We start from the raw sequence: 13,165 nt of genomic DNA on the forward strand, positions 1-13,165 counted from the left end.
TTGAATGCGAAGACTCGCCGCTGGCATACCGCTGACACCGAATTCGACGACCGCAAGCCCGAGCATGTCGCCAGCCGGCCCATTCGACACGAAGCGCTCTCGGGCTTTCGAATCATGCCCGAATTGGGTCAAGTCGAGCCCGACGAACTGAGGCTTCACGTGTATCCATCGAGCCAATTGCAAGCCGAGTGGGAACGCAAGTGGGGGCCGAAAGTGAAGCCTCGGGTTGGCCTGTTTGTCTCTAACAAGGCGGCCGAGCGGCGCTGGGACGAGCGCAAGTGGTGCCAACTGGCGCTTGAGTTAAGCGAACGTGCCGACGTCATCATTTTCAATGATCCGCTCGATCGCGATACCGAGGTCTATGAGTCCGTTTCGGCAGCGCGCCGAATCGTGCCAGCGACCGTGCCCGACTTGGTTGCGGCGATGAGCTTGCTCGATATAGCCGTGTCGGCAGACAGTGCTCCTGTGCACCTGGCAGCGGCGCTGCGATTGCGAGTCGTTGCTCTCTTCGAGGACCGGCCGGAAAAGTACTTGCGCTGGCATCCCCTTGGCGTTCCCCATGTGCTGCTGCGCGCTGGGCCAACCGTCGATGACATCGCGGTCGACGCCGTTGAGAAAGCGGTAACCGGACTCATCGCCGAGCTAAGGTTTGCACCGATTGCAGCGCGTTGATGGTATCTCGCCGCAGGCCCAGCAATCCCTGCGCCAATTCGCAAATGTTATGATTGATCGTTTGGTTTCCAATGCTGGCGGTGCGTTTTCTGGTGGCCGGTAGGCCAGGGCAGCGTGACGTTTTGTCTAAGGTTTTGTGTTCGATGCGTACTACCGGAATTTTGGGTTGGATTGCGACGGCAGCGTTGGTGTTGTCGCCGACGCTCATGCTCTCCTTGAGAGGTGGCACCGGATACTGCTTCTTTGCGGTGTTCGGGCTGTCGCTTTTCTATCTCGGGAAGAAAGCGCACCGCCAGCGCGCCGCCGAATTGTATCGGCGCAATCGCTTATGGGTTTGGGGGTTGGTTGCACTGCCCGCTGTCGTGCTTGTTCAGATCGTCGTTCTTCGAACCGGAACGTTTCCGGCGCTGGACCCGTTGCTGCGGCTTGCGCTCGTCGTTCCGAGTTTCTTTCTGCTTGCGGCGCTCGATTCGCGGCAGCTTAAGTTGGTGCAATGGGGCTTCGTGTTCGGTGCGCTCGGGGCGGGTGCGTGGGTGGGCTATCAATTCATGCATCCGAACGTTGCCTACGGCGTGCAACGCGTGGGCAATGACTATACCAACCCCATTCCATTTGGTGATACGGCGCTCGCACTTGGCTTTTTGTCGATTGCTTCGCTCAGGCGTGACGGCCATGTAACGCGCTGGGAAGTCGCGCTAAAGGTAGCCGCGCTGCTTGCCGGCTGCTATGCCTCTTACGCATCGGGCGCGCGTGGCGGCTGGATTGCGATGCCGCTCTTGATCTGGGCGGCTATCGATGGACGGCATTGGCTGGGTCGGGCACGCGTGCCACTGCTTTGCCTCATTTTTGCCGGCACGGCTGCCTTTGCCTGCACCAACGGTGTACGCGAACGGATCGCGCAAGTGGGCTCGGATATTCGAGCTTTTCAGAGTGGCAACTCGGACACGTCAACCGGCATTCGTCTCGACCTTTGGCGCGCATCCGTACGACTCTATCTTGATAATCCTGTGTTGGGGGTCGGACGCGGTCGCCTGGAGTCCTCCATGCGTTCGCTCGTGCAGCGTGGCGAAGGGCCCGAAATGATCATCAACGGACGGGCCCACAACGAATTTTTCTCAGTTCTCGCGGAAACAGGCACGGTGGGCGTTATTGCGTTGCTGCTTCTTTACGCCGGCACCATGAAGCCGTTCTGGCAGAACCGAGGCAGCCAGGATCCGGAGATCGCAACGGCGTCGTATCTCGGGATAACGCTCGTCGGCGGCACGATCATTTTCGGCTTGACGATCGACGTGCTGACGCTCGTGATGAATGCTGCATTTTTCGCGCTTACCGCAGCGACGTTGTTGGCATGGATCGAGGCGCGTAAGCGCGAAATGGGCAACGCCCAAGCGGTCGCGGCGGGGCCGGGCGCGCTTTAGGCAGCGGACGACGATATTCACATCCAGGGTGCAGAGTCAATCGATTGGCCGCTTTAAGAACCGAAGAACGACAAGAACATGCATGACTCATCAGAATGTCGATCGATTGAAACAGAACGGCCGCTGCGCATCCTTTTTCACATTGACGATTTCGGTCGCGGGGGCACCGAAACAGCGCTCATAGCGTGGCTAAGCGCGCTCGACAGGCGGTTGTTTTCGCCAACGCTCGCGGTGACTTTTCCCACGGACGACTTCGAGTACTGGCGTGCGCATTCGATCCCGCCGGATGTGCCGGTGCATATCCTTGCGTCATCGTCGTGGATGCACGCTCTACATCGGGCGCAACGCGAGCGCAAACTCCGGATCGGTGAAAAGCTTCTGTACCGGGTGTCGACGCATTTGGCGATTCGGCGGATCGTCGCGCGTCGTTTTTTGAGACTCGCGCGCGACCACGATGTCGTGTGCGATTTCGATTTCACATTTCGTCGTATAGCGGGGCTTGGCGGTGTGCCGTGGTTCGGCGTCAGTCACTATAGTTTCTCGGCACGGTGGGGGCATAAGACGAAGTCCTACGTGTCCCGTCGCCTCGCGCAACTGGCGCGGTACACGGGGATCGGGGTGCTTACGCCGGCGATGCGGCGCGAGGCCGACAGTCTCTTTGCCGGTTACCCCGTCAAGGTCGTCGATTTGCCGAATGTGATCGATATCGATGAGTTAAAGCGGCGTGCCGCGGCCCACACGCCACTGCCGTCGTCGCCGTTCATCGTTTCCGTGGCGCGGCTCGACGAGCGGCAAAAGGACCACAGAACGCTGCTGAAGGCTTATGCGGCTTTGCGTACCCGTTGCCGGGCGGTTGGCGATCTCGTCCTGCTCGGGGATGGTCCGGATCGCGCCGCGTTGGAGCGGTTCGCCGTCGAACTCGGGATCGAACGATCCGTGCGGTTCGTTGGCTTTTGCTCGAACCCTTTTCCTTATATCCAGGCCGCGCAAGTGCTCGTGCTCAGCAGCCGGTATGAAGGCTTTGGGATGGTGTTGAGTGAAGCGATGGCGCTCGGCACGCCAGTGCTTTCGACCGATTGCCCGACCGGGCCAAGCGATTTGCTTGACGGCGGAAAGGCCGGGCTGCTTGTGGCAGTAGGCGACGCCGACGGGATGGCGGATGCATTGCAAGTACTTTTGACCGACCATGTGTTGAGGGAAGCCATCACGCGACGGGCGGCCGTAAAAGTCGAGACGTTTTCGCCGAATAATGCAAACAAGCGGATGCTTGCCCTTGTCCAAGGCATGATAGGTGGAAGCGTCGACCCGATCGTGGCGCCTGCATCGGCGAGCGCCGCTTCGGTTGAGTCCGCCGAGCACGTCGCCACCACAGAGCCGGGTTAATTTTCGAGCCCAAATTGCGATCGTGAAATCTGTCCTTACCTTTGCCCATCCTCCTCAAGCAGTCCTCGTCGTCTGCACACAACGCATCGGCGACGTGCTGCTTGCGACGCCACTCGTACGTTCCATCAAGCGTCAATGGCCTCTGGCGGAGATCGACGTGATCGTGTATCAAGGGACGGAGGGCGTGCTCGAAAACAACCCGGATATTCGCGAAATCATTTGTGTCCCGCGCCGCGCGGGCTGGTACACGCGTCTTGCCGACGCGGCCCGCATTTGGCGCCGCTATGACCTTGCGTGCGCAACCATCGGTTCGTCGCGCTGCCGCTTTTACGCATGGGCAGGGGGGCGCAAGCGAATTGGACTCATCGAGCCTCACCTCGCCAAGCGCGCAAGCCGCTTCCTGTTGCATCGCACGGCGCTTGACGATCATCAGTCGACCCATACCGTCACGAGCAATCTCGGGCTGACGAAACTTATCGGCATCTCACCGTACGCCGAAGTCGTCGCGCCCGGGTTAGGGGGAGATCCTGAGCGCCGCGCGCAGTTCGAAACCCGACTCGCCTCCTTTCGGGCGTCGCAGGAGCGCCCGCTTGTCGTATTGCATCCGTATCCCATGTACCGCTACAAGCAATGGCGTCTGGAAGGATGGGTGTCGACGATCGCGTGGCTGCGCAATCAAGGTTTCGCGGTGGCGCTGACTGGCGGGCCAGCCGCCGCAGAAATCGAGTATGCGAGGCGTGTGGCCGAAGATGCAGGGGAGCCTGTGCTCAATCTGGTTGGCCAGTTGTCACTGGGTGAAACCGCCGAACTGATTCGGCGCGCCAAGCTTTTTATCGGTCCGGATACCGGGGTCACGCACATCGCCGCTGCTTGTGGAACGCCGACACTCGCGCTGTTCGGTCCGTCCAATCCAATCCGCTGGGGCCCCTGGCCGAGCGACTGGCCGCACGGCAGCGAGCCATGGCAGGCTAAGGGATCGCTTCGGCGCGGCAACGTATTTTTACTACAGGGGGAGGGCGCTTGCGTTCCGTGCAGGCTAGAGGGCTGTGATCGGCACCTCGATAGCGAAAGCAAGTGTCTCACCGGAATAAGCGTGGAACGTGTCACTGAGGCGGCGGCCCAATTGCTGGATATGCCGAGCGCGAAGCCGACGGCTGAGCCGTTTGCCATCGTGCGTCCGATGACACGCCACTCGTGAGGTCAGCGGTGTGCGCGGCCCGCTCTCGCTATCGAGCGTTGCAAAGCCCTGCGGCCTGAGCGCCAGGAAGCGGGGTAGTGCAGATCTGTTCGCTCAAGGCCGCGTCATGTACTTCGCACCGCTTCAGCGTGTCTGTTCAGGCTGCCGCGCTGCGTGAGTCGTATCGGATGCGCGCATCGCCCGCGTGAGTAACGCCAGTTTCACGTAGCGGTAGTACGTGCTCTCCGCATTGTTGATTGCGAGCATCAAGCCCTCCGCGCCATCGAGAAAGCCGAGCCGGACAACGTACGTACGCAGGAACGCCCAAAGCCCTTTACCGAGTGCCTTTCCGAGCGAAGAACGCTTGCCGTTCTCCGCCATCGTCAGTGCGCCGGACGTCGAGTATGAATTCGCCTTGTCCAGTGCTTCATGGAGGTCTCGTATCGAGATGTGAATGATCGGCTCATTGAACCGTCCAACCGTCCCTTCGATCTCGAGTCGCGTGTGCGTGCGAACGTCGGTGAAGCGAGCACTGCCGCGCCGGAACAGGCGCTGTATCCGATCTGGCCACCACCCTGAATGCTTCATGAAGCGGCCACAGAAACTCGAGCGGCGTGGGGTCGAGAACGCCGCATGCGGGCTGCCCTGATCTAGCAGACGTTCAATTTCGTGCCGCAGTTCGTCACTGACGCGTTCATCGGCATCGAGACAAAGCACCCAGTCGCCCGTTGCTTGGTCGAGTGCGCGATTCTTTTGCGGTCCATCGCCTGGCCAGTCAGTTTCAAACACGCGGGCGCCGAGCTGACGGCAAACGTCCTGTGTACCGTCCGTGCTGCCGGAGTCAAACACGATCATTTCGGTTGCAAGGCCGCGCACAGATTCAAGGCAATCGCGAATATCGTGCGCCTCGTTCATGGCGACAACGATTAGCGAAAGCGTGCCGCGATTCCCGGGCGGCACGCGCCGGTCATTGTTATGAGATTCGGGACGTTGATCGGACATCAGGAGTAAGCCTTTCTATCGGGGGCGGGCGGCCGGCTTTTCGCGGCGAGCAAAATCAGGTAGCGGCGCGCGCTGCGCGGCCGGCGCATGCGATATTGTAGGACAATGCCGATCAGCCTCCACTGCTTGCGCGCCTCATTGGCTGCAGCGCTGACGTCCAAGAGCCCCCGGCTATAATGTAACAATTTGTCCGGGGACCAATTTCCGGTTAGCCGCAGTTCGAAAAGCGATGCGGCGGCCAGCGAGATGACGAGGCCAGGACGAACGGCCAGAGGCCGGTGAAAGCATGGGAAGACGCTGGCTGCTCACGTCAGCCCACAGCAAAGGGAATCCGTTGGACACCAGAAACAAAAACACCTTGAGCAAGGCGATCGGCACGACGGGCACGTCACCATCGTCGGTCATGAAGCGGCTGTGGCCGTACGTCCGGCCCAATCTGTGGGTCATCGTGCTGGCCGTGATTTCGATGGGCGTGAGCTCTGCGACTGACGCCGGCATTCCCGCGTTGCTCAAGCCGCTCTTGGATCACGGTTTCGGTGCGAAGGCCGACGTGAGTGCTGCGAAGTGGCTCGTGCCGGCTGCAGTCATCGGCCTTGCATTCGTGCGCGGCGCCGCCCAATACGCGTCGGGCTATCTGCTCTCGTACGTTTCCAACCGCATCCTGCTGAAGCTGCGGCTCACGATGTTCGAGCGCATGATCCATACGGGCGCCTCGTTCTTTCAGCGGGAAACGGCAAGCACCGTCATCAATGCGATCGTCTTCGAAGTCAATCAGATTTTGAGCGTGCTGACGGGTGTGATGATCACGCTTGTGCGCGATTCCCTGACGGTCATCTTCCTGCTCGGCTATCTCTTCTATCTGAACTGGCGACTGACGATCATTGTCGCGGTCATCCTGCCCGGCATCGGCTGGATCGTGAGCAAGATCAATCGGCGCTTGCGCCGTCTGGGCCGAGAGCAGCAAACGCTGACGAATGAACTCTCTTACATCGTCGAGGAGACCGTCGCCGGCTACAAGGTCGTCAAGGTGCATAACGGCGAATCTTACGAGATGAACCGTTTCACCGCGATGAGCAAGCGGTTGCGCGGCTACGCCATGCGCATGACCGTCTCCGGTGGGCTCGCTCAGCCGCTCACGCAGTTCCTCGCTTCGATCGCGCTCGCAATCGTCATCACGATCGCCGTGGTGCAATCGGCGAACGATCAGACGACGGTCGGGGGATTCGTCGCTTTCGTGACGTCCATGCTGCTCGTGATCTCGCCGCTCAAGCATTTGATCGACGTGAATCAGCCGCTGCAGCGCGGCATGACAGCGGCAGAACTCATCTTCGGGCTCATTGACGAGCCCGTCGAACCCACCGGCGGCACGCGCAAGCTGCCGAGCGCCCGCGGCGAAATCGAATTCCGCGACGTGTCGTTCAGCTACATGCCGGGTGAGCGTTCGATTCTCGATAACGTTTCGTTCAAGGTCGCGCCCGGCGAAATGGTTGCACTCGCGGGGCCCTCGGGCAGCGGCAAGACGACGCTCGTCAACCTGCTGCCGCGCTTTTTCGATTGCAAGAGCGGGACGATTCTGGTCGACGGTGTGCCGATCGAGGAGTACGACATCCACGACTTGCGCAGCCAGATGGCCATGGTGAGCCAGGATGTCGTGCTGTTCAACGATACGGTCGCGGCGAACGTCGCGTACGGGCAGACGCCGGATCGCGAACGTGTCGAAGCCGCGTTGCGCGCGGCCAATCTCGCCGACGCCGTGGCCGCGATGCCACAGGGGATCGACACACCGATCGGCGGTAATGGGACGCGCCTTTCGGGTGGCCAGCGCCAGCGTCTCGCCATCGCGCGCGCAATCTACAAGGATGCGCCGATCCTCATTCTGGACGAGGCAACGTCGGCGCTCGACTCCGAGTCGGAGCGCCATGTGCAGGCGGCGCTCGAGACATTGATGCAAGGCCGTACGACGCTCGTCATCGCTCACCGGCTGTCGACGATCGAGCGGGCCGATCGCATCCTGGTCATGGAGAGCGGCCGCATCGTCGAGCAGGGCAGTCACCATGAACTGGTGCGCCAGGATGGGCTGTATGCCCATCTGCACCGCATCCAGTATCAGCAGCAAGCGGCCTGACCGGGCTTCGCACGGGCCGGCATGGCCAGTGTGCCCACCGACGACGAGGTGCCGATCGCCCCATTGCAGGCGAGCTTTCCACGCCGTCGACGTGGACTGGGACGAGCCGCCCCGACGCGCCCGGTGTCGATCAAAACCCGCTAGTCACGAGCGACAGCACGGTGAGGTCTGGATGCGTGCCGTCGACGATGGAGCGCCCGGCGCGCACGCCTTCCTCCCACGCGGCCTCGGCACTTGCATACGTCTCTTCGCCATCTGCGTGGAATGCCACTGTGTGGCCGGGTAGATCCGGATCGGCGCCCGGATGGCAAACGTAGCCGATGAACGTGTAGCGATCACCGGGCATCGGCGCGCGTTGTTGCGCGGTCTCGTCCTCATGGCCCTTCACGACTGTAGTGACGTGTATCTCGAAGTCTTCGTACTTGGCCATCCGCCAGCGAATACCCTGTTGTGACATGGATTTCCCCAACATGTGCAAGCAATCCGCCTAATGCCAATGTCTCATCCGGTGCCAAAGGCGGTGACCGTCCGAGCGGCTGAGCCATCGTGCGCGGCGGCGCTCGCGGCGGTAATGCGATATCGCGATTGCCGCGCATGCGAGCACAATTACGCCAGTCACTATGCTTTCCATCGAGTCGGCCACGGTAACCTCCTTGCAACGGCTGCACAGATCTATTTTAGAAAATTCGCATGACTATGCGGCTGATAATGCAGTCTGGGCGGCTCGTGCTAAAGGCCACTCACTGATGGGACTCTTACTGCGCTTACCGTTGTTACCTGCCGTCACAACTTAGTTTTGAACGCCGGTTGGGGCTCGTCCATCTAAAAATTAGATCAAGGGGAAGATCATGTTCAGATCGATGGCTGCGTTGGCGCTGATCGCAATGCTCGCGGGCTGTGTAGTCGATCCCGCCGCGCCGCCGTATGGCGCCTATGGGTATAACTCCTACGGATACGACTACGGCTACGGCGCGCCGGGTTACTACTCGCCCGGTTACTACGGGCCGGGGTACTACGCGTACGGAGCACCCGCTGTCGGCATCGGGTTCGGATACTGGAATGGCTGGCACGGTGGGAATGGCTGGCACGGCGGTAATGGCTGGCACGGTGGGCACGGCTGGCACGGTGGTGGTTGGCACGGTGGCGGTGGTGGTTGGCACGGTGGCGGTGGAGGCTGGCACGGTGGCGGTGGCGGCTGGCAAGGCGGCCATGGTGGGGGGCGGGGCGGCTAGCCGAAGCGCGCACTGATGGGACGGTTGTATCCCATGACGCACGGCGCCGAACGTGCCGGCGTTATACGGCCGTTTGAATCAGCGCTCAGCGGGTTCTCAAATTCTCGACAAGTTCATTGCCGACGTCAGGCGCACGATTTGTGCGCCTTTTTAGCGCCCGTCTAACACAAGCCCCATCTCAAGGGGTACCGGCTACAGCAAGCGGGATGAGTGTTTGCGAGCGAAGCCGGCTGGTGGCTTTTCAGACGGAATACCAAAAAAACGGCATTGCAGCTTTCGGACGCTAAGCCTATTTTGGGATGCGTGGCTGCTTGAAAAACGGTTTCCATTCAGCAGTCGAATCGCGTTGAGTTGTGGTGTCCGTCACGATCATTCGATCGTATTTTCCCCGCATGTCCTACGTACTGGGGGGCACCATGAGCCCGTCCGACTATCCAGAAGGTCAAGCACCGGGTGCAAGCCCGGCCTCCAGCGGCGAACCAGCGGCGCGCGACGATGTTGCGCAAGTCAGCCAAGGGGGGAGTGCTGACCGATCGGTGACAATCCGATTGAAAATCAATGGCGACATCAGTGCGGTGACTATCGATCCGCGTGCGTCATTGCTCGATGTACTGCGAGAACACCTTGGCCTGACCGGGACCAAGAAAGGATGCGACCAGGGCGCTTGCGGTGCCTGCACGGTGTTGTTGAACGATCGGCGCATTGTGTCGTGCCTGACGTTGGCAGCGATGCACGACGGTGCCGCGATTACCACCATCGAAGGTCTCGCGAAGGACGGCGAACTCCATCCGCTTCAGGCTGCCTTTATCGAACACGAAGGGTTTCAGTGCGGCTATTGCACGGCGGGGCAGATCATGTCCGGTGTCGCGTGTATTGCCGAGCGCCATGCGGGTTCGCCCGAGGAAATCCGCTTTTGGATGAGTGGGAATATTTGTCGGTGCGGCGCTTACCCTGGCATCGTGAGGGCCGTTGCCGACGCAGCCAGCCAGGGGTAGGCCATGATCCCTTTCACCCTGCAACGCGCGCTCGGCGAAAATGAAGCCATTGCGGCCGCGCAATCTGGCGCCCGGTATATCGCGGGAGGAACGACGCTCATCGATCTGATGCGCGAAGAGGTCGAGCGGCCCGAACAGCTCGTGGATATCAATGCGCTACCCCTGGATTACGTACGCGACGACGGAGGGGATCTCGTCATCGGCTCATTGGCGCGCATGGCCGATGTGGCGGCTCATGACGTCGTTCTCCGTTTGCAACCGCTGATTGCCGAAGCGCTGATCGAAGGGGCGTCCCCTCAGCTGCGCAATATGGCGTCGATGGGCGGCAATTTGCTGCAGCGGGTCCGATGTCCGTATTTCCGCATGCTGGACGCGCCGTGCAACAAGCGTGCGCCCCGCACGGGCTGTTCCGCACTCGACGGTCTCAACACCGGCCATGCGATTCTCGGCGGTAGCGATCACTGCGTTGCAACGCATCCATCGGACGTTGCGGTGGCACTCGTAGCGCTCGACGCAACGATGCGGGTACGCGGTGCCGGTGGCGAGCGTAGCTTTCCGGTGGAGGATTTGTATCGGCTGCCCGGGACCACGCCCCATCTTGAACATACGCTGTTGCCGAGCGAGTTGATTATCGACATCCGCGTGCCGGCAGGCGCTTATGCGCGGCGTGCCCGCTATCTGAAAGTACGCGACCGTGCTTCCTACGAGTTTGCGCTTGTCTCTGCCGCCGCGGCGCTCGATATCGTGGATGGCACCATTCGCAGTGCGCGCATCGCGTGCGGCGGCGTGGGAACCCGGCCCTGGCGCATGCGTGCGAGCGAACAGAAGCTTGTGGGGCAGAAGCCTGTTCGCGGCGCCTTCGAGGCAGCAGGACTCGCGGCTACAGACGGCGCAGTGCCACTCTCGGGCAATCGATACAAGATTGAATTGCTGAGGCGGACGGTAACACGCACGCTTGAAATGGCCAGTGAGGTCCTCCCATGAACAGGTCGATTTCAGTTGCCGAAAAACGCGTCGACGGCCCCGCGAAAGTTACGGGTAAGGCGCTCTACGCAGCCGACTTCAATCAGCCGGATCAGGCTTATGCCGTTATCGTGGGCGCGAGTATCGGTCTTGGGCGGGTCACGGCTGTCGATACCGCGCCGGTCCTGGCGCTTCCGGGTGTACTGGCCGTTATTAGCCACCTGAATGCGCCGCGCTTGGCTTACCGGCCTCATAGGGGCCTCATCGACCCGGGCGTCGGCGAACGTCTTCACGTGCTGCAGGACGACCAAGTTCAATTATTCGGTCAACCGGTCGCCGTTGTGGTGGCGCAAACGCTGGATCAGGCAGAGCGCGGCGCCATGGCGCTCTCGATCAGCTACGAGGCGAAGACGCCTAACGTCGATGTTCACGATGCAAGGTCCGTGAAGATTGTTCCTGATGCGCTCCGTGTGGAAGGTGCCGACCGTTCGCGCGGCGATCCGGATCGACCACCTGCCGCCGACGCCGTCTCAATCGATGCGTCGTACGGCATCGCTCGAGAAAACCATACGCCGATCGAACTCCACGCGACGGTTGCCGCCTGGAACGGCGGCGAGCTCACGTTGTGGAGCAAGAGTCAGTTCGTGGCGAACGAGCGGCTGGAGATCGCGGCTGTTTTCGGATTGCGGCCCGAACAAGTCCGAGTGATTTGCCCATTTGTTGGCGGAGCGTTCGGAACCAGCCTGAGGACATGGCCGCATGTGACGCTCGCCGCAATGGCAGCCAGAATGGTGGATCGGCCGGTGAAGCTCGTCTTGTCGCGGCGCCAGACGTTCCACACGACAGGACACCGGCCTCGCAGCGTGCAGAGAGTCGCATTGAGTGCGACGCCGGATGGAAAGCTCACGCGCGTGATACACGAGGGCGCCGCTGAGACCAGCCGCTATGAACAGTTCACTGAAGCGCTGATCACTGCAACGCCCTATCTGTACTCGTGTCCCAACGTTCGCGTCCAATACCGGCTTATCCCGCTGGACACGGGAACGCCGACACACATGCGTGCGCCCGGTGAGGCAAGCGGCATGTTCGCACTCGAGTCCGCCATGGACGAATTGGCGTACGCGCTCAATCTAGACCCACTTGAGCTGCGTCGCCGCAATGAACCGCGGATCGATGAAGGCGCGAACCTGCCGTTTTCGAGCCGTTCGCTGCTGCAGTGCTACGAGGCGGGGGCGGCCCAGTTCGGCTGGTCGAAGCGATCATTCCAACCGAGGTCGATGCGCGATGGACGGTTGCTGCTTGGCTGGGGAATGGCATCGGCGGTCTACCCGGTCTGGTATATCCCTGCTGATGCGCGCGCCAGGCTCGTGGCTGACGGAACGTTTGAGGTCGAGGCCGCGGCCAGCGACATGGGGCCGGGAACTTATACCTCGATCACACAGGTGGCCGCGCAAGTGCTTGGTGTGCCGATGACCGAAGTCAAGATTCGCTTGGGAGACTCCAATTATCCTCGGACGCCACCCCATGGCGGTTCGATGACGATGGCATCGGTCGGTTCCGCGGTGTACGCCGCGTGTGAGGCCTTGCAGGCCGAGATTGCCGCGCGGTTGGCTGCCGGCTCGCACCCTGAGCTATCCGGCGCGCAGCCGGACGAACTGGAATGGCATGAGGGCAAGCTGCGCCGTCGCGGGCAGGGTGCTTCCGGCCTCGGTTATCGCGAGTTGTTGTCGCAACTGGGCGGTCAGCCTGTCGAGGCCACTGCTACCGGATCGCGTGACCCATCCGTAGCGGAAAAATTCTCGATGGCGGCGTACGGGGCGGTGTTTGTCGAGGTCGCTGTCGATCCGGATGTTTGCACGATTGCTGTGCGTCGAATGGTCGGCGCCTATGGCGCAGGGCGCATCATCAACCCGCGTCTTGCACGGAGCCAATGTATCGGCGGAATGATCGGCGGCATAGGGATGGCGCTGATGGAATCCACGGTGCTCGACGCGCGCGACGGTCGGCCGGTTAACGCGCATCTGGCGGATTACTTGTTGCCGGTCAATCTGGATATCGGAAACATCGAAGTGCACTTTGTCGACGAGCACGATCCTCACGTCAATGTGCTCGGTGCAAAGGGGATAGGCGAGGTCGCGTTGGTGGGCGCGGCGCCCGCCATCGCCAATGCCATTTTTCATGCGACGGGCAAGCGGTTG

11 protein-coding genes are annotated in these 13,165 nt (G+C 61.3%); 9 read left to right on the forward strand and 2 right to left on the reverse strand.

The window, feature by feature from the left end; genetic code table 11:
• From VL598_RS12855 to VL598_RS12870, 4 genes are all read left to right on the forward strand, one after another.
• A partial coding sequence (locus VL598_RS12855) for a glycosyltransferase family 9 protein (RefSeq protein WP_325327110.1) occupies positions 1-672 on the forward strand: 672 nt, incomplete at its 5' end.
• A 143-nt stretch (positions 673-815) separates the two neighbouring features.
• On the forward strand, positions 816-2,090 hold the full coding sequence (locus VL598_RS12860) for an O-antigen ligase family protein (protein ID WP_325327111.1): 1,275 nt from the start codon (positions 816-818) through the stop codon (positions 2,088-2,090).
• Between the two features lie 78 nt (positions 2,091-2,168).
• Positions 2,169-3,473: a glycosyltransferase gene (locus VL598_RS12865; protein WP_325327112.1), complete on the forward strand. Its 1,305-nt coding sequence runs from the start codon at positions 2,169-2,171 to the stop codon at positions 3,471-3,473.
• Positions 3,474-3,495: 22 nt separating this feature from the next.
• Positions 3,496-4,671 carry a glycosyltransferase family 9 protein gene (locus VL598_RS12870; protein ID WP_325327113.1) on the forward strand — a complete coding sequence of 392 codons (1,176 nt, stop codon included), beginning with the start codon at positions 3,496-3,498 and terminating at the stop codon, positions 4,669-4,671.
• Positions 4,672-4,794: 123 nt separating this feature from the next.
• Here the strand turns inward: VL598_RS12870 and VL598_RS12875 are convergent, their stop codons facing one another.
• Complete coding sequence (locus VL598_RS12875; protein ID WP_325327114.1) at positions 4,795-5,652, reverse strand: glycosyltransferase family 2 protein; 858 nt, start codon at positions 5,650-5,652, stop codon at positions 4,795-4,797.
• A gap of 403 nt (positions 5,653-6,055) precedes the next feature.
• Between VL598_RS12875 and msbA the strand changes: the two genes are divergently transcribed.
• Entirely contained in the window at positions 6,056-7,777 is a 1,722-nt protein-coding gene (gene msbA / locus VL598_RS12880) for a lipid A export permease/ATP-binding protein MsbA (protein ID WP_325327119.1), read from the forward strand.
• Positions 7,778-7,907: 130 nt separating this feature from the next.
• On the opposite strand, the gene VL598_RS12885 is transcribed toward msbA, so the two are convergent.
• Complete coding sequence (locus tag VL598_RS12885) at positions 7,908-8,234, reverse strand: hypothetical protein (protein WP_325327120.1); 327 nt, start codon at positions 8,232-8,234, stop codon at positions 7,908-7,910.
• Between the two features lie 391 nt (positions 8,235-8,625).
• On the opposite strand from VL598_RS12885, the gene VL598_RS12890 reads away from it, so the two are divergent.
• The 4 genes from VL598_RS12890 to VL598_RS12905 all read left to right on the forward strand — a co-directional run.
• Positions 8,626-9,009, forward strand: a complete 384-nt coding sequence (locus tag VL598_RS12890) for a hypothetical protein (protein WP_325327115.1) — start codon at positions 8,626-8,628, stop codon at positions 9,007-9,009.
• 392 nt (positions 9,010-9,401) lie between these two features.
• Complete coding sequence (locus VL598_RS12895) at positions 9,402-10,004, forward strand: (2Fe-2S)-binding protein (RefSeq protein ID WP_325327116.1); 603 nt, start codon at positions 9,402-9,404, stop codon at positions 10,002-10,004.
• A gap of 3 nt (positions 10,005-10,007) precedes the next feature.
• Positions 10,008-10,988 (forward strand): xanthine dehydrogenase family protein subunit M, encoded by a 981-nt coding sequence (locus VL598_RS12900; RefSeq protein WP_325327117.1) that lies wholly within the window; start codon positions 10,008-10,010, stop codon positions 10,986-10,988.
• On the forward strand, positions 10,985-13,165 hold a 2,181-nt coding region (locus tag VL598_RS12905; RefSeq protein WP_325327118.1), incomplete at its 3' end, for a xanthine dehydrogenase family protein molybdopterin-binding subunit. The genes VL598_RS12900 and VL598_RS12905, both read left to right, overlap by 4 nt.

Origin of the sequence: Trinickia sp., from assembly GCF_035492435.1 — a bacterium.
Lineage (GTDB): Bacteria > Pseudomonadota > Gammaproteobacteria > Burkholderiales > Burkholderiaceae > Trinickia.

Bases quoted from the DNA above. Each gene is read 5' to 3' on its own strand.
- VL598_RS12900 (WP_325327117.1), top strand. From the start codon at position 10,008: ATGATCCCTTTCACCCTGCAACGCGCGCTCGGCGAAAATGAAGCCATT.
- VL598_RS12860 (WP_325327111.1), top strand. From the start codon at position 816: ATGCGTACTACCGGAATTTTGGGTTGGATTGCGACGGCAGCGTTGGTG.
- VL598_RS12885 (WP_325327120.1), bottom strand. From the start codon at position 8,234: ATGTCACAACAGGGTATTCGCTGGCGGATGGCCAAGTACGAAGACTTC.
- VL598_RS12875 (WP_325327114.1), bottom strand. From the start codon at position 5,652: ATGTCCGATCAACGTCCCGAATCTCATAACAATGACCGGCGCGTGCCG.
- msbA (WP_325327119.1), top strand. From the start codon at position 6,056: ATGAAGCGGCTGTGGCCGTACGTCCGGCCCAATCTGTGGGTCATCGTG.
- VL598_RS12890 (WP_325327115.1), top strand. From the start codon at position 8,626: ATGTTCAGATCGATGGCTGCGTTGGCGCTGATCGCAATGCTCGCGGGC.
- VL598_RS12895 (WP_325327116.1), top strand. From the start codon at position 9,402: ATGTCCTACGTACTGGGGGGCACCATGAGCCCGTCCGACTATCCAGAA.
- VL598_RS12865 (WP_325327112.1), top strand. From the start codon at position 2,169: ATGCATGACTCATCAGAATGTCGATCGATTGAAACAGAACGGCCGCTG.